The organism is Paenibacillus sp. KS-LC4 (assembly GCF_036894955.1).
Lineage (GTDB): Bacteria > Bacillota > Bacilli > Paenibacillales > Paenibacillaceae > Pristimantibacillus.
Genome location: NZ_CP145905.1, coordinates 4,587,986 through 4,605,476, shown reverse-complemented (window position 1 = coordinate 4,605,476; position 17,491 = coordinate 4,587,986). Strand labels below are relative to the sequence as shown.

The window sequence follows — 17,491 nt, the reverse complement described above, 5'->3', positions numbered from 1 at the left end:
ATAAGTTTATGTCAAACGAAACGTGCTTGCTGCGAACTGGCAACAGCTAAGGAGGTCGTCGTCGATGAGTTTTTGTTGTGGAGCTAGTATGATTGGTACTAAAGGGACATTAAAGCATTTTCGGACACATATCCATAACGTTCCTATTTTGTTTTGTCCGGTATGCAGCCGTGTGGAGATTCACCACTTGGTAGAAAATGAGTATGAAATATTGGCTGAATACGCACATGGAGACGGCGCCGCTGAGGTTGATTTTCAGGAGTATGTGGAGCAAGAAGGCAAGGAACTGCGGGAAAATTGCGTGAATCATGAAAGTGAAGATCCGATGGACGTCGTACTGAGTCAAATTGACATATCGCTTGATTTGCTCAGCTTTGCGAAACAAATTGACGACCTCGCATGGCAAGGTGAATTAAAGAAGCGTCTGGCTATATTAAGCAGTCGGCGCAATAAGCTTAAAGAACGGCGAACATCAGTCTAAAATGAATCATTTTATGAAATGTGGCCTCCGTTCGGGGGCTTTTTCATTTTTCTCATAAATTTCGGGGCCTACCCCCTGAAGCAACACAGATTGACCGAAACCTATGAATGAGAGGTGGAACGGTTGCTACTTGTATTATTCAAGCGTTTCTTGCGGAAAACCGTACCCACCGACACCGTAGAAGCGAACATAAAGGAACCATTGTTAAAAATTAAAAAAACAAAGACATCCCTGACGCCGGAGCAGACGGTGCTGCAAATTCAGCAAGGAGACGCGCTGCTGCGGGAGCGGTTTATTGCAAGCTATAAGCCATACATTGCAAAAGTGACAAGCCGCTTCTGCAAACGTTATGTCAATGCGAGCAGGGATGATGAATATAGCGTGGCCTTAATCGCCTTTAACGAGGCTATCAGCCAATTTTCGCCGGAGTCTGGCAGATCCTTTCTCGGTTTTACCGAGACGGTCATCAGACGCCGTCTAATTGACTATGTGCGCCGTGAGCAGCGGCATCTATCCTCAGTTCCATATAGCACGTTCGAGCGTTTAGACGATGAGGAGCAGCTTTACAATCCCATTGAGCTGAAGCAGGCGCTGGCTGCTTATGAGCTCAGCAGTACGGCGGATGAGCGCCGGCTGGAGATGGGCGAATTTAATCAGGAGCTGCTGAAATACGGCGTATCGTTCGCCGAGTTGGTCGAGGCTTCGCCCAAGCATGCGGATTCACGCAAAATGCTGATGCGTACAGCAGCAATATTAGCGGAGGATGCCGCGATGTTTGGCCAATTAAAGTTGACGGGCAAGCTGCCAGTCAAAGCACTGACGGAGGCGAGCGGCTTGTCCCGCAAGACGATTGAACGCAATCGCAAATATATGATTGCTATTGCTTGCATTTTACGGGGAACGTACCCGTTTTTGAAAGATTACTTGGATCTGGACGATTGGCAGAGAGAAGCGTGCAAGGAGGCAGAATGATGAACCGTGGCGTCGTAATGCAGATACAAAAGAATAGGGCAATGGTGCTGACGGCGGATGGCAGATTCATCAATACCGAGCTTCCTCGCAACGTTCAGGTGGGCGATGAAATTGTGTTCCAGCAGGAGGAGAGGACAAGGCGCAGAAGCCGCAAAGCGCTGTTGTGGAGATCCGGAGTGGCCGCGGCTATCGTGCTGCTTATTTTGCCTGTGCTGCTATATATTCAAAGCGGAAATCATCCCGTAGTGGCTTATTTCAGCATGGACATCAATCCAAGCATTGAAATCGGCATTGATAGTCGTGAGCAGGTACAGGAGCTTCATGCGTTTAATGAAGCAGGCAAGCAGGTCATCGCCGGAGTGTCCTACAAAAATCAATCGCTTGCGCTGGTTACAACGACTATTATGCAAAAAATTGCGGGAATGCACTATTTTGACGATAAGGTGCATGACATTGTAGTTACGAGCGTAGTCGTAGGCGATGATGATCCGCAGCTGGATGTATTATTTTCAACTAAGCTAAATCAGGCTTTGACAGATATGGCCGCGGATGGGCATATGAAAACGGTTGTTGAAGTTTTGACGCTGTCCGCCCCGGTAGAGCTGCGGGCAGCGGCGGAGGCATACGGCTTGTCCTCCGGCAAAATGGCGGTTTATTTAATGGCCAAGGATGAAGGCTATGCTCTTGAGCTGGAAAATTTCCAGCAGCATTCCATCAGCATGATAGCCGAGCCGCTTGGCGGTGTAAAAACGATTGTGAAGCATGCTGATAAAACGACAAAAGAAAGCTTGAGAAGCTTGCTTGAGGCGGAAACCAAGCAAGAGGCGGTGCAAGCCTCCTCCGTTCCGGTTGTGGATAGCGCTTCTGCTGTGCCAGCCGTAAAGGAGACACCAGCCAAACAGCTGGATAGCGAAAAAAACGGACAGCATGGCAAGGATATTGGGAAGGACAAAGTTAAAGATAAGAACAACGACATGGAAAAAGATAAGAAGAAGGGCAAGGACAAGGACAAGGACAAGGACAAGGACAAGGACAAGAAGAAAGACAAAGAAAAAGAAAAGGATAAGGATAAGGACAAGAGTAAAGACAAAACCAAACATAAAAATATTAATGATGGCAGCAGCGATAGCCATAAAGACGTTAAAAACAGGGATACTGGCAAAAATAAAGACAAGGATAATTACAAGAAGAGCAGCGGTGAAAATAAAGGGAGAACTATTTGGGACGGCCAAAAACGTTTTAGCTATCGAACAAACGTGGAAAATACATACAGCTGGCAGAGGTCGGCTTAAGATTCGTCCATTTTTTTTCAAAAATACCATTTTTCGACAAACAATCTCATTGACATGAAGGACATCCAAAATCTATGATGAGTATAGCTTGAATTAGCGTTGTCCATTGATGCTGCCGGGGGGGAGTAGAGGATGCAGATGATGCGAAAGCGTTATTTCCCGGCACTTGCCGAATACATTCGAAGTGATAAGGAAAGTTCTCTTTATCAAGCAGCAGAGCTAGGCAAAGAGTTAACGGGAATTCAACTTGATGATGTCATCGCAATCCATGAGGATTGCATGCAGGCATTAGTATCGAATGTGGACTCGGAAGAAGCAGTCAAATTGTACAATCGTTCATTCATTTTTTTAATTGAATTTATGGTTGCTTTTCGTTCTCATTTGCTGGCGAATCAAACCAATGATCAGAAGTTTACGGAAATGAGGGAAATGCTGCTACGTTCCAATCGTTCCTTTGAAATGGTCAAAAATAAGTATGAAAATGTGCTGCAGCACATGGACAGCGGCATCGCATTATTTGACAGCGAAGGTATTTTGACATTCATTAATTTACAAATGGCGAAGCACCTAGACATTCCCCGCAAAACGCTGGTGGGCTGCAATTTGCCTGAAATATTGCGGCATCCGCAGCTAAGCCGTTATACTCGGAAAATGATTTTACGGCTGTACAAGGAAATGCTGCTTCGGCGCATGCGGAATTATGAGTTCCAGGATAAGGATGGCAACCATTTACTCGTAACGGTCACCTACGGCGATCAGCTTGAAGGTGATTTTCTATTCAGCGTCAAAGATGTGTCGGAATATAAGCAGATTGAGCAAACAGCCTTGCAAAATGACAAGCTAGCCATGCTTGGTCGAATTGCGGCTGCTATCGCACATGAAATTCGCAATCCGCTGACGTCGATACGCGGCTTTATCCAGCTGCTGCGTCCGTATTTGCTGCAAATGGGCAAGGAGGAATATGCCCGAATTATTTTAGCCGAAATTGATCGTGCTAATGATATTATTTACGAGTTTCTGAACTCGTCCAAGCCTTCTGCTCCATTGAAGAAAGCGTTCTCTATTAATTTACTGCTTAAAGAGGTTGCGCTGCTTACGGAGAGCGAGGCGCTAATGCGCAATTGCCAGATCGGGCTACAGCTCGAAGGGGATGATTGTGCGCTTGTCGCTTCGATCGACATGAAGCAGATTAAACAGGTCATTCTCAATATTGTGAAAAACTCGCTTGATGCGGTAGCGGAACGGAAATGCGATGAAATCGGCATGATTGAACTGTCGACGAGAGCCGATGGCTCTTATGTGGAGATTACAATGAAGGATAACGGGAAAGGCATGGATAAGGCAACGCTGTCTCGATTATTTGATCCTTTTTTTACGACCAAGGAAGAAGGGACGGGCCTTGGCTTATCCGTCAGTTACCGGATTATCCGCAATCATGGCGGCTCTATTCGCGTTGAAAGCGTCGTAGGCAGCGGCACATCATTCATTATTTATTTGCCATTAGCGGAATAAATGATTAAAATCGGGGGTATGCCCCCGATTTTTTTTATCTTTATGGCGGGTGGCGCCAAAAGGAGAGGAATGATTGACCATGAGTACATTATTTACATACGGAACGCCAGGTGCTGAACCAATAGATGCAGTCGTTCGTTTCATTAGCTCGCGTGAGCTTGGCGATGCTTCAGCCGAATGGCTGCTGCCGCAAATTGATAAGGCCATTCGCAGCCTGTTTGCTAAAGGGCTGTTCAAGGGAGAGGCGGAGCAGGCTCATGTCATGCAGACGCTTGGCTTGTATCCTGCTGCCGAGCATGTTATAGCGGTTGGCTATGAGGAGCAGGCTGGCGCAGACGGCTTGCGTATTGCAGCGGCAACGGCAGCAAGAGCCTTGAAGCGCATAAAAGCACAGACTGTGCATGTTGTGCTGCCTATGTCAGCGGTGGAAGCGGAAGGACTTTCCCAGCAGCAGGCGGCTCAAGCGCTGACGGAAGGGTTGAAGCTGGCCGTGCATGACCGCCTGCCAGAGAAACGTGAAGCGAAGACGCGTTATGCCATCGGAAAAGTGTATTTCTCCATCGCTGGAACTGAAGCGGAAGGTGCTGCTTCTAATTTCAGCGAGCAATGGATCGCAGGAATTACACGCGGCGTTGCCTGTGCCGATGGCGTAATCAGCGCCCGCGATTTGACGAATATAGCGGGCAATAAGCTCGTGCCGGAAGGTCTTGCTGCGTATGCCGAGGAGCTTGCCCGGCAGTACGATTTTGACATTGAGATTATCGACGAGTGGACGGCAGCCGAGCAGGGCATGGGCGGCTTGCTTGGCGTTGGCCAAGGCAGCATCAACCCGCCGCGCATGATTGTGCTGCATTATAATGGTGCGCCAGGCGATCAGGCAACTTGGGGCCTGATTGGAAAAGGCATCACCTTTGATACAGGCGGCATTTCGCTCAAGCGGGCGCCTGGCATGGAGGAAATGATTGCCGATATGGGCGGCGCAGCGGCCGTGCTTGGCGCCATGCAGGCCATTGGCGAGCTCAAGCCGGCAGTAAACATTGTTGCGGTCATTCCATCGGCGGAAAATATGCCTTCAGATCGCGCGCTAAAACCGGGCGATGTCATTACGATGATGAACGGGCTGACGGTGGAGGTGGTGAATACCGATGCCGAAGGCCGGCTTGTGCTTGGCGACGGGCTCACGACGGCGATTCGCCGCGGAGCAACGAAGCTGGTGGATGTCGCAACGCTGACAGGAGCGGTATCGGTGGCGCTCGGCTCCCAAGCGACGGGAGCGGTGACAAACCATGATGGGCTCATGCAGCAGGTGCGCGAAGCATCTGAACGGGCAGGCGAGCGCGTATGGCAGCTTCCGGCTTATCCGGAATATAAGAAGCAAATTCGTAGTGAAGCGGCCGATTTGAAAAACAGCGGCGGTCGTGAAGCGGGTACCATTACCGGCGGATTGTTCATCGGCGCTTTTGCTGAGGAGCTGCCTTGGGTTCATCTCGATATTGCGGGCGTATCATTCCGCGAGTCGGCGAAGGTGCTGGAGCCGAAAGGCGGCACAGGCGTAATGGTGCGTACGCTCGTCGAGCTGATGTACGCTAAGGTGTAAGTAAAGCGCAGATGAAGCGGACAATGATGGACAGGAGTATGCGAGCTTAAACGGATTTAAACGAAAGCAACGACCGAAGCAGGAGGCGATCCTCGGCTGCGGTCGTTGCTTCTCTTTTTTCAACTTCCTGCATTCGAAAAAAATAAATAGCATAACCAACTACGTAAATGTTACTATATATAAAAAATAAAGCAGTGGATGAGGAGTTTTGAAGCAGCATGATTAACGGAGAAGCAGGCCTGAAAAAAGAAGGTCTGGTCATTTTATTACTTAGCTTTGCTGTGACATTGGTCGTAATGAATACAATGATGTTTAATTTGGCGCTACCGGATGTGGAGAAGCAATTTTCTCTCACAGCGATTGCAACCTCATGGATCGTCACTGGTTATTCCATTATGTTCGCGATAGCTTCCATTACGTACAGCAGGCTTTCGGATTTTATACCAATGAAGCTGTTGTTTCTTATTGCGCTTTCTTCTGTTAGCGTGGCGTCGATTTTAGGCTTCTTCAGCAGCAGCTTTATCATGCTTATGGCTGCACGTCTTATTCAAGCTACTGGGGCAGGAGCGATTGCCGCGCTTGGCATCGTGCTCGTTACACGGTTTATTCCCGCTGAACGCCGAGGACGGGCGATGGCGCTTATTATGTCGGCAACGTCGCTTGGGCTTGGTCTGGGGCCGGTTATCGGCGGTGTGATTGTGGAATATTTGGGCTGGCATTATTTATTTGCGGTTACGGCTAGCATGCTTGTGCTCATTCCCATGTTCTACAAAATGATTCCGGCTGAAAGCCGCAAAAGCGGCACGTTCGATGTAGCGGGTGCTTTGCTCATCGGGATCGGAACGACGGGACTTCTGCTTGCGTTGACCAGCAGAAGCCTGATCGCTTTATTCATTGGTGCTGTCGCAGTGGCCTTGTTCTGGTGGCGAATCCATAAGACTAACGATCCATTCGTTCAGCCGGATCTGTTCCGCAATAAGCCTTATATGCTGCTCGGCATGCTGGGTGTTACCTCATACATGAACAACTTCGCCGCGTTATTTCTCGTACCACAGGTGCTTGCTGGCGTGTATCACTTAACACCTGCCCAATCGGGCTTGATTGTATTCCCAGGCTCGCTGGCGACGATGGTAGCCTCAAGATACATCGGAGGTACGATCGACCGCCTTGGCAATCGGTTTTTTATTCGTCTGGCGCCGATTGGCCTGCTCATCGCCTCGCTTGCCCTAGCTTTTAGCGCGGTGCATTCGTATTGGGCGATACTCGGTATCTATATGCTGCTTAGTGTAAGCTTCTCTGCCTTAACGAGCAGTGTATCCAATGAGATGTCAGTGCTGCTGCCTCAAAAGGAAATTGGCTCGGGAATGGGCTTGTTCCAGCTTGCCCAGTTTTTCAGCGGCGCATTGACTGCCGCTTTGATAGGCAGCGCCATTGTATGGCAGGCACAGCTGGCGAAATCAGAGGCCTTCAATCATATTTTATGGGGCATGTCCCTTATTGTGCTGGGCACAGTCGTCAGTTCGCTGCTTTACACACGCAGTGCTGCTCGTAAGGCTGCCCGTCAATCAGCATAATACATGTCGTGAAACCTATCACGTATTTCTAGTTTTTTATAAAAGAGTAAGCGTATTACAGGGAGGAATATATTTATTTTCCAATAAATCTGGATTCGCTAGCAGGGAAGTTAACAGCCTATGTTGAATTTACAAATGATGAGAACGGAAAAGGGCTGAAAGTGGAGGGTTCGGATGAGCGACTATGTAAGTGCGGACTTGTATCATACCTATATGAACTCCATTTGGGAAGAGACAACAGATGGTATTGTTATTGTTGATTTGCAGCGCATCGTGCTGGATGTCAATCCAGCTTTTGAACAAATGTACGGCTGGACGAAGGAGGAGTTGGTAGGCAGGAAGCTTCCCGTCGGTCCAGCTCATCTGTATAAGGAGTTTGCCAGGCTATATGATCAGGTGATTGAGGGCAAGAAGGTAGCCGCAGCGGAATACCCAAAGCTATGCAAGAACGGCAAGCATCTGCATGTGAGTATTACTCTGTCGGCTGTTCGAGACAGCAGCGGCAAGATAACCGGAATCGTGGCCATAGAGCGCGATATTACGAAACGAAAGCAGACCGAGAAGGCGCTTCGGGAGACGGAGCAGCTTTACAGCCATCTGACGCAAAATGTGCTAGCCGGCGTTTTCGTCAGGCAGGATCGCAAAATGGTATATATTAACTCGTATATGTCGGCCATGCTGGGCTACACGAGAGAGGAATTTGTTAGGCTGAAAACCGCCGACTACATTGATGCGATTGAGCTGTTCACCATTAAGCGCCAGGTAGCGGAAATTTTGATTAAAAAGCGTGAGCCACGCTATACCGTTACCGTACGCGGCAAGAAGAAGGAGGGCGGCTTCGTTTATTTGGAAGTCAATCTCTCGCTCATTGTGTACAAAGGCAGAACGGCGATGCTGGGCTCCGCCAAGGATGTAACCTCATCGGTAGCGCTTGAGCGTTCCTTGCGGGAAAGCGCCGAGATGTACCAGCGTGTCATGAAGCTGTTGCCAGAGCCAATTGTGCTAAGCGATCACGGGATCATTATTTACGCCAACAATTCGGCAATCAAGCTCGTTGAAGCCGATGACAAAAACGAAGTGATCGGCCATTCAGTATTCGAATATATTCATCCTGACGATCATGAGGATATGCTTAGAAGGATGGATCTCATTATGTTCGAGGAGGAGCCGAGCCAATTTGAGGAGCGGCAAGTGATTTGCAGAGATGGGCAAACGATAGATGTTGAAATGTCGAGCATTCGCATTAATAACTATATGGGAAAAAGGGTTATTTTAACGGTAATCCGGGATTTAACCGATCGCAAGCGCTCTGAGGATATGCTGGTGCGCTCCGAGAAGCTGTCGGTTATCGGACAGCTTGCTGCGGGAGTAGCCCATGAAATTCGCAATCCGCTAACGGCGCTCAAGGGCTTTACGCAATTGCTGAAAACCAAAAACGAAGGTTACGGCTCGTATCTCGATATTATGTCCAATGAGCTGGACCGAATTAACTTAATCGTCAATGAATTTATGACTTTAGCGAAGCCGCATTTTACTAGATTCAACGATGAGAATGTGGTGCATATTTTGCGCGGCGTTATTTCGGTGCTGGAAACACAGGCGATTATGACCAATGTGGGTATTGAGACGCAGGTGGAAGACAGCCTAATGATGATTCATGCGGATGCCAATCAGCTCAAGCAGGTATTCATTAATGTGATCAAAAATGCAATCGAAGCAATGCCCGATGGCGGCCGCGTTACGATTGCCATTTGCACAAATGCTTCTGATAGCGTTTGCTTGACCATCCGCGATGAGGGGATCGGGATGACCGACTCTATTATTGGGAAAATTGGACAGCCCTTTATTACGACAAAAGAAAAAGGCACGGGTCTTGGGCTGATGATTAGCTCCAGAATTATTGAGGCTCATCATGGTACACTACATATCGCTAGTCGACATGGCGAGGGCACGGAGGTGCGAATTACGCTGCCGCTGGCTAAGCCTAAATTCGCAGAATTAAATTAATATTGCCCTGTTCCCTCATTCATACTAGGGCGTGTCTGAAAACCCGTTCAGTGGCCCCTTTCACCGCCTTTCCGCCCCCTGCTTCGTTCCGTTTGCGAAGGCGTACCCCCGGTACGCCTTCACAAACGCGCCTTGCATGGAACGAAAATTCGGCAAAATTGGCTGCCCTCAGCGTTCTCAGACACGCCCTAAACGCAGCTAGCTTGGCTAATGCTGCTGTATGTAACCTTCAGTCTTGCGCCTATAAGCGAAGTGCTGAAGGTTTTTTGTCTGAATGGAGGGTACGCGGACGGTTTAGACGAGCTTCATACCTGTTCGTTTAATGTTTAATGTTTAATGTTTCATGCTTCATATTTTATGTTCCATACTTCTTGCTTTAAAGGTTCGTGCCGTGCATGCCCCAATTCAGATAGACTTCGTGGACATAGCTTGGAGGACACAGCGGCCGCTATTTTAACTGAATCACGGGTTTTGGTGCAGACTGCGGACTCAGGCGCCGCTATTTCGCTGCCCAGTAACATTTTGGGATGAATGTCAGGGTAATAGCGCCTCTCCTGACCGCTTAAGGTATGAAATCGGATGATAAGCCAAAATAGCGAAACCTCAGTCCGCTGAAAAAGGAAGGAGGCTCCAAATCATATGTTTTCAGATTCAGTCTTGGTTAGAGTCTCAGGCTCCGTCTGAATCTGAATCTAAGTCTTAAACCTTGTCTTAGTCATCTCTGCAACTCTGCTCTCCGCTAATGAAGGCCGATAACCTCGCCAATTTCTGGCTATTAAGAGATGCAGACGCTCGAGTCCACGAATCGAAGATCAAGCCCGAAATTTACCCAACCTCACTAAATGTCTATGTTTAGGTCAACTGGATATAAGGGTGGCCCTTATTTTACGCTCATGCTGCTGCAAGCTATTCCTGGCTATGTGCTGCTGCAATCTGCAAGAGTTGGCGGATGTGATCATCCTTCAGGGAATAAAACACAAGCTTACCTTCCTTCCGAAAGGTGGCTAATCCAAGCTGCTTAAGCGTTCGCAAATGATGCGATGTAGTTGCGAGCGAGGAATTTATAATATTTGCCACGTCACACACGCACAGCTCGTCCTCCTCGCATAAAGCAAAGACGATTTTTAGCCTCGTCTCATCGGACAGTGCTTTAAAAATCTTAGCCATCTCCTGAATACTTTGCTGCTCCAAAGCATGCTGCACCTTACGTACTTTGGGCTCGTCGTAACAATATATTTCACAGCTATCTTTCATACCGCTCCCGCTTCCTTATTCAAATTAATGTTTGATTGTTGTTAGCTTATCATATTATAATTAAACAATCAAATACATGTTTGAGTGTTTGTTTAAAACTGGAGGCAGGATACTCAAATGAGTAACGGGAAGGATGATACATATGTACGATGTATTGATTATAGGGGCAGGACAAGCAGGGCTGGCAGCAGCGTATTTTTTGAAAAAGAGCGGATTAAGCTTTATCATTTTAGAAGCAGCAGCATCTATCGGGGATAGCTGGCGGCGGCGTTATGACTCGCTTCAGCTCTTTACACCACGCAGGTATGATGGATTGCCTGGCATGCCTTTAGAAGGAAATCAGAATGGTCTGCCGAGTAAAGATGAGATCGCGGACTATCTTGAAGCCTATGCGACAAAAATGGCGTTGCCTCTAAAGCTGAATAGTCGTGTTAAACGACTTTGGAGAGAGGTTCATTTTAAAGCGGAAACAGCAGATGGAGTGCTTGAGGCTCGCAGCGTTATCGTGGGAACGGGGCCATTCCAAGTGAAAAATGTTCCGTCCTTTTCGAGCTTATTATCAGAGGGCGTCAATCAGCTGCATTCCTCAGAGTACCTAAGCCCAAATCAACTGAGCCCAGGGAACACGATTGTTGTGGGCGGCGGAAATTCAGGCGCTCAAATAGCGGTTGAGCTGGCCAAGGATCGGGCGGATGACAGAGCCGTTTATCTATCTATTGCTCGCGATATTTCTTTCATGCCCTTGCACGTGATGAATCGAAGCATTTTCTGGTATTTTGAAAAGCTCGGATTTCTTCGTGCAAATAAGCAAAGCTCGATTGGGAAATGGTTGAAAAAACAGCCCGAGCAAGTATACGGCTTCGAACTGAAGCAGCTTATGAAGAAGGGGGAAGTAAAGGTTTTTTCTCGTATAATGAACGCGAATGGTAACCGAGTTATAGGTGAGGATGGAAATGAAATCGAGGTGAAAAATGTCATCTGGGCCACTGGCTTTAAACGAGACGATCAGTGGATTGATATTCACGATGCCTTTGATTCGCATGGACTCATTAAGCATATTGAAGGCGTATCGCCGGTAAAGGGCTTGTATTTTGTCGGATTGCCATGGCAAACCTCCAGGGGGTCGGCACTGCTGGGCTGGGTAAAATATGACGCTCAAAAAATAGTAGATCATCTGGCTCTGACTAATAATTAAAGCCTATTTACTAGCATAGCGGAGGCTGAGGACTAATTTTCCTGTCCATGGCCGCCGCTATTTCTATTCATGTCTCCTAATTCATTGTATATTTTTATCCCATAACGGCTTTTTTCGGCTGCTTAACTGAGCTACTTGACGGAGCCGCTTAACCGAGTTGGTTAACCGAGCTGTTTGACGGAGCCGCTTAACCGAGTTGGTTAACCGAGCTGTTTGACGGAGCTTCTTACGATGAGCTCCGCAGGCAGCACGACCTTCCGCCACGGCCCAGAGGCGCTGCCATTCTGGATGCGATCTATGAGCATTTGCATGCCGAGATAACCGAACTGGTAGGCTTGCTGGGCGACAACGGTCACAAACGGATTAATCTCCGCATAAGGGCCAAAATCATCAAAGCATACGATAGAAATATCGTCTGGTATGCGCAGGCCGCGCTGCTGGAGCAGGCGCATCAGCTCTATGGCAATGACGTTATTTCCGGCAATGATTGCGGTTGGAAGCGGGTTTATGCTGTCGATCCAGGCATTCATGGCAGAAAGATCATTTTGCGGGCCGAAGCTGGTCTCGAATAAATAATCAGGCTCATATGGAAGCCCATTGAGCTGAAGCGCCTCCCTGTACCCTTGCAAGCGAAGGCGGGCGCTGGAGCTCGACAGCGAGCCATTGACCATCATAATTCGCTTATGTCCCTGCTCCACCAGATGATCCACAAGCTGGCGTGCGCCTTCCTTGCTGTCCCCAATAACGATATCGCATTCAACCCCCGGCACCTCGCGGTCAATAAGCACGAATGGAGTCTGATGCTGAAGCAGCGACTCCAGATTAGGCAGGGAAGGGTCGCCAGTTGGTGCCATCATCACGCCGTCGACCCGCGTCGTTAGAATCGTATGAATATAATCCGATTCCTTGTCTAAATTTTCATCGCTGTTGCCGAACAGCAGCTTGTAGCCATTTTTCGTAGCAGCATCCTCTGCTCCCCGTGACAGCGTCGTATAAAACGGGTTTGTAATATCGGCAATAAGCAGAAACAGCAGGCGGGTATGCTGGAGCACGAGGCTTCTCGCCATCTGGTTCGGCACATAATGCATGTCCTCCATCACTTTCTTGACCTTTGCCCGCGTCTTGTCGCTTATTCGTCCTGTGTTATTAATCACTCGCGATACGGTCATCGCCGAAACCCCAGATCGCTGAGCGATATCGTAAATCGTAACCATGCGGCTTGCTCCTTATCTGCTTCATCCCAATCGTAGTTATTCTACCATCTTACAAAAGAGAGCCATTGACAGCAACCCTCAAGCTTGCTAAATTAGAGTTACCGATAACTCAAAAATAACTCAAGCAGCTGGTTATGCACTATTTTTATATATGGAGGGATAATAGTGACACAAGAAATGCATCGTTTTGAAAGCGGTTTCCCTAAAATAGGTATTCGTCCTACGATTGATGGACGCCGCATGGGCGTGCGCGAATCGCTCGAGGAACAGACGATGAATATGGCAAAATCAGTCGCAGCGCTCATTGGCGAGCATTTGCGTTATCCGAACGGCGAGCCGGTCGAATGTGTCATCGCGGACAGCTGCATTGGCGGAGTGGCGGAGGCGGTAGCTTGCGCAGACAAATTTGTCCGCGAGCGCGTAGGCGTGTCTATCACGGTAACGCCGTGCTGGTGCTATGGCACCGAGACGATGGATATGGACCCGTCCATTCCGAAAGCGGTTTGGGGCTTTAACGGCACAGAGCGTCCAGGCGCGGTATATTTGGCCGCTGTATTGTCCGGTTATGCGCAGAAGGGCCTTCCGGCCTTCGGCATTTATGGCGAGGAAGTACAGGACTCTGGCGACACGAGCATTCCTGAAGATGTGAAGGGCAAGCTGCTGGGCTTTGCGAAAGCGGGTCTTGTCGTCGCTTATATGCGCGGCAAAGCGTATTTGTCGATGGGCTCCGTATCCATGGGAATCGCAGGCTCAATCGTAAACGATGCCTTTTTCCAAGAGTATTTGGGCATGCGTACCGAGTATGTGGATATGTCGGAATTCGTCCGCCGCTTTGAAGAGGAAATTTATGATGGCGAAGAATTTGTCCGCGCGCTGGCATGGGTGAAGGAAAATTGCCCAGAGGGCGCAGACAACAATCCGGTGCAAATTCAGACCTCCAGAGAGCAGAAGGACAAGGATTGGGAAACGGTTGTGAAAATGACGATGATTGCCCGCGACCTGATGGTCGGCAATCCGCGTCTTGCGGAGCTAGGCTTCGGGGAAGAGGCGATGGGCCACAATGCAATTGTGTCCGGCTTTCAGGGGCAGCGCCAATGGACGGATCATTTTCCAAATGGCGATTTCATGGAAACGCTGCTTAACTCCTCGTTCGACTGGAACGGTATACGTGCACCTTACACGGTAGCAACAGAAAATGACAGCTTGAACGGCGTTGCGATGCTGTTCGGTAATTTGCTGACGAATACGGCGCAAATATTCGCCGATGTGCGGACGTATTGGAGTCCGGATTCGGTAGAGCGCGTAACGGGGCATAAGCTGGAAGGGCATGCAGCGGGCGGCATTTTGCACCTGATCAACTCGGGCTCAGCAACGCTTGATGGAACAGGCGAGCAGCAGCGAGATGGCAAGCCCGCGCTTAAGCCGCATTGGGAAATTTCCGAGCAGGAGGCGGCGGATTGCCTGAAAGCAACGTCGTGGCGTCCGGCATCGGTCGAGTATTTCCGCGGCGGCGGCTATTCCTCCGACTATTTAACTCGCGGTGGCATGCCGATGACGATGTCCCGAATCAATTTGGTGAAGGGCATTGGCCCCGTGCTGCAAATTGCTGAAGGCTATTCCGTGGAGCTACCAGAAGGCGTTCATGATGTGCTCGACAAACGGACAGATCCGACTTGGCCGACGACGTGGTTCGCTCCGATTTTGACAGGCAGCGGTGCCTTCCGCAGCGTGTATGAGGTGATGGACCAGTGGGGAGCTAATCATGGCTCTATCAGCTACGGGCATATTGGCGCGGATTTAATTACGCTTGCGTCGATGCTGCGTATTCCGGTCAATATGCACAATGTGGCAGAGGAGAAGCTATTCCGTCCACGTGCTTGGGGGCTGTTTGGCACGAGTAATGCGGAAAGCGCAGATTACCGCGCTTGCGACAACTTCGGACCCTTGTATAAATAGCAAGATGAAACGGTTGCCCTCCGTCCTTTGGCGGCGCGGCGCGTTTCAGTCCGTGAAATATAAGCCTATTTGTGCGTGAAAAATTTATAATCTTTCTTTAATAATTGAATGAGTCATTTACAGGCTGTCGTTCCGATCATTTGGGGCGGCAGCTTCATCGGTTCAAGCAGAGCGAGGAGGCATGGAGAAATGAGCAGTATGGAAATAAGAGAGGAACTATGTAAATACGCAAAAAAGACAGTAGCGAACCGTCTGGTAGTTGGTCCAGGCGGAAACCTTAGCGCGAAGCATGAAGGTAAAATGTATCTTTCTCCGAGCGGCTTTGCCCTGGATGAAATAGAGCCGGAGCAGTGGGTAGAGGTCGATATTGAAGCTGGAGCGGTAACGGATACGGGCTTCCGTCCATCGTCCGAGGTGCTGATGCATCTCTATGCATACCGCGCGAATCCGAATATTGGAGCTATCGTGCACACGCATCCCCCTTATTGCATCGCTTTTACCCTTGTGGAGCAGGAGCTGCCGATTATGTTTCCCGATCAGGCTGCGCTTGTAGGCAAGACGGTATATATTCCATATGTTCTGCCGACTACAGATAAGCTTGCTGATGCGCTAGTGGAGAAAGTGAATGCTGCAAGCTCGATATTGCTAGGCAATCACGGACTGGTAACGACAGGGCGCAACCTGCGTGAAGCCTACTACCGCACAGAGGTTGTAGAGGAAAGCGCAAAAATTTTCCTGATCGCCAAAGCGATTAAGGAGCCGAAAGTGCTGACGACGGAACAATTTGAAGAAATCGCATCGCTGGAGAGCGAGGCATACCGCATTCAGCTGCTGCAAAAAATGCAGTAGTCATATGTTGAATCCGCTAGGCAGAGGAGGCATGCAGGGATGGCATATACAGCGAAAATTGCGGCGACTGTGCTTGCCTTTGATCTAGGCGCAAGCAGCGGCAGGGCGCTAATCGGACAGCTTGCTGTGAATGCAGAGGGCGGCCGCACGCTAGAGGTGACCGAGCTACATCGTTTTCCCAACTATCCCGTGCATGTAGGTCAGCATCTGCACTGGGATATTTTGCGCTTATTACAGGAGATGAAGGCAGCTATTTGCAAGGCATTCCAACAGGGCTATCAGCCCGCCACCTTTGGCGTGGATACGTGGGGAGTAGACTTTGGCCTGCTGGATTCGCAAGGCGAGCTGCTGGGCAATCCCTATCATTACCGCGACCCGCAGACGAAAGGGTTGATTGAAGAGGTGGAGCAGCTGCTGAGCCGTGAGGAGCAATACCAGCAGGGCGGGCTCCAGTTCATGCCCTTTAATACGATTTATCAGCTGTATGCGATGAGCAAGGCAGGCTCGCCTAAGCTGGCGGCCGCCGAGACGCTGCTGCTGACACCGGATTTGCTCGTATATTTTTTGACGGGCAAGAAGGTGTGCGAATTTACGATGGCGACGACGACGCAGCTGTTTCATCCAAAGCGGCAGCAGTGGAATGAGCCGCTGATGCAGCAGCTCGCCATTCCAGCGAAGCTGTTTCTTGCGCCGATTCATCCGGGACAACGGATTGGGCCGCTTACAGCGGAAGTATGCGAGGAGCTGGCTGTACCGCCAATTGACGCCATTGCCGTAGGCACGCATGATACGGAATCTGCGGTTGCTGCTGTGCCAGCGGCAGGCGGGAAAGCTTTTGCCTATTTGGTATGCGGCACGTGGTCGCTGCTCGGCACCGAGCTTGCAAGTCCGCTGCTGACGCCAGAGGCGCTGGCGCTCGAGTTTTCCAATGAAGGCGGAGTTGGCGGGACCTACCAGCTGCTCAAAAATATTATGGGCTTGTGGATTTTGCAGGAGTGTCACCATGAATGGGCATCGCAAGAACAAGAGCTGTCGTTCATGCAGCTTGCAGCGGAGGCAGAGCAGGCGGAGCCATTTCGCAGCTTAATTCATCCGGATGATTTGCGTTTCTACAGCCCGTCCGGCATGATTAGGAAGGTGCAGCAATATTGCGAGGAAACAGGGCAGTCTGTGCCGCAGACCCGGGGCGAAGTGGCGAGATGCATTCTCGAAAGTCTGGCGCTGAAATACCGTTACGCGCTGGAGCAGATGGAGCAGCTAACCGGAGAGGTGTATTCTGGTCTGCACATGGTTGGCGGCGGCATTCAGAACAAGCTGCTTTGCCGCTTTACGGCCAATGCGCTTGGCCGCTCGGTATGGGCGGGCCCAGTCGAAGCGAGTGCAATCGGCAATATGCTCGTTCAACTCATTGCTCAAGGGGAATGTGCGGATTTGCAGGAGGCGCGGCAGCTAGCGGCGGTATCATTTGAATCGGATACCTATGAGCCGGAGCAAGCGGAGCAGCATGTGTGGGAGCAGGCTTACGAGGCTTACTTGCGCTTAGTCGCATGGCAAGCGAGCTCTTCGCTTTAATCATTTTTTTTAACAT

13 protein-coding genes are annotated in these 17,491 nt (G+C 49.7%); 11 read left to right on the top strand and 2 right to left on the bottom strand.

The window, feature by feature from the left end:
• Window positions 1-64 precede the first annotated feature (64 nt).
• The 7 genes from V5J77_RS19435 to V5J77_RS19405 all read left to right on the top strand — a co-directional run bounded on the left by V5J77_RS19435 (window position 65) and on the right by V5J77_RS19405 (window position 9,435).
• Complete coding sequence (locus V5J77_RS19435; protein WP_338552486.1) at window positions 65-481, top strand: hypothetical protein; 417 nt, start codon at window positions 65-67, stop codon at window positions 479-481.
• A 123-nt stretch (window positions 482-604) separates the two neighbouring features.
• The gene (gene sigI, locus V5J77_RS19430) at window positions 605-1,453 is read left to right on the top strand and encodes an RNA polymerase sigma factor SigI (RefSeq protein ID WP_338552485.1); all 849 of its coding nucleotides are present in this window, start codon (window positions 605-607) and stop codon (window positions 1,451-1,453) included.
• Complete coding sequence (locus V5J77_RS19425) at window positions 1,450-2,745, top strand: anti-sigma factor domain-containing protein (protein WP_338552484.1); 1,296 nt, start codon at window positions 1,450-1,452, stop codon at window positions 2,743-2,745. Before sigI ends, V5J77_RS19425 begins: the two co-directional genes overlap by 4 nt.
• Before the next feature lie 132 nt (window positions 2,746-2,877).
• Window positions 2,878-4,257: an ATP-binding protein gene (locus V5J77_RS19420; protein ID WP_338552483.1), complete on the top strand. Its 1,380-nt coding sequence runs from the start codon at window positions 2,878-2,880 to the stop codon at window positions 4,255-4,257.
• Between the two features lie 79 nt (window positions 4,258-4,336).
• On the top strand, window positions 4,337-5,854 hold the full coding sequence (locus V5J77_RS19415; RefSeq protein WP_338552482.1) for a leucyl aminopeptidase: 1,518 nt from the start codon (window positions 4,337-4,339) through the stop codon (window positions 5,852-5,854).
• Window positions 5,855-6,072: 218 nt separating this feature from the next.
• Window positions 6,073-7,428: an MFS transporter gene (locus V5J77_RS19410; RefSeq protein ID WP_338552481.1), complete on the top strand. Its 1,356-nt coding sequence runs from the start codon at window positions 6,073-6,075 to the stop codon at window positions 7,426-7,428.
• Between the two features lie 174 nt (window positions 7,429-7,602).
• The gene (locus V5J77_RS19405) at window positions 7,603-9,435 is read left to right on the top strand and encodes a PAS domain S-box protein (protein WP_338552480.1); all 1,833 of its coding nucleotides are present in this window, start codon (window positions 7,603-7,605) and stop codon (window positions 9,433-9,435) included.
• 906 nt (window positions 9,436-10,341) lie between these two features.
• Here V5J77_RS19405 and V5J77_RS19400 read toward each other — a convergent pair.
• Window positions 10,342-10,689, bottom strand: a complete 348-nt coding sequence (locus tag V5J77_RS19400) for a metalloregulator ArsR/SmtB family transcription factor (RefSeq protein ID WP_338552479.1) — start codon at window positions 10,687-10,689, stop codon at window positions 10,342-10,344.
• A gap of 133 nt (window positions 10,690-10,822) precedes the next feature.
• Between V5J77_RS19400 and V5J77_RS19395 the strand changes: the two genes are divergently transcribed.
• Window positions 10,823-11,884, top strand: coding sequence for an NAD(P)/FAD-dependent oxidoreductase (locus V5J77_RS19395; protein WP_338552478.1), 1,062 nt, complete (start codon window positions 10,823-10,825; stop codon window positions 11,882-11,884).
• A 200-nt stretch (window positions 11,885-12,084) separates the two neighbouring features.
• Here V5J77_RS19395 and V5J77_RS19390 read toward each other — a convergent pair whose 3' ends face one another.
• The gene (locus tag V5J77_RS19390) at window positions 12,085-13,098 is read right to left on the bottom strand and encodes a LacI family DNA-binding transcriptional regulator (RefSeq protein WP_338552477.1); all 1,014 of its coding nucleotides are present in this window, start codon (window positions 13,096-13,098) and stop codon (window positions 12,085-12,087) included.
• Window positions 13,099-13,275: 177 nt separating this feature from the next.
• On the opposite strand from V5J77_RS19390, the gene V5J77_RS19385 reads away from it, so the two are divergent.
• The 3 genes from V5J77_RS19385 (at window position 13,276) to V5J77_RS19375 (ending at window position 17,475) form a co-directional block, all read left to right on the top strand.
• Window positions 13,276-15,054: an L-fucose isomerase gene (locus tag V5J77_RS19385; protein WP_338556928.1), complete on the top strand. Its 1,779-nt coding sequence runs from the start codon at window positions 13,276-13,278 to the stop codon at window positions 15,052-15,054.
• Window positions 15,055-15,243: 189 nt separating this feature from the next.
• Window positions 15,244-15,903 (top strand): class II aldolase/adducin family protein, encoded by a 660-nt coding sequence (locus V5J77_RS19380; RefSeq protein WP_338552476.1) that lies wholly within the window; start codon window positions 15,244-15,246, stop codon window positions 15,901-15,903.
• A gap of 39 nt (window positions 15,904-15,942) precedes the next feature.
• Entirely contained in the window at window positions 15,943-17,475 is a 1,533-nt protein-coding gene (locus V5J77_RS19375; RefSeq protein WP_338552475.1) for a rhamnulokinase family protein, read from the top strand.
• The last annotated feature ends 16 nt before the right edge of the window (window positions 17,476-17,491 follow it).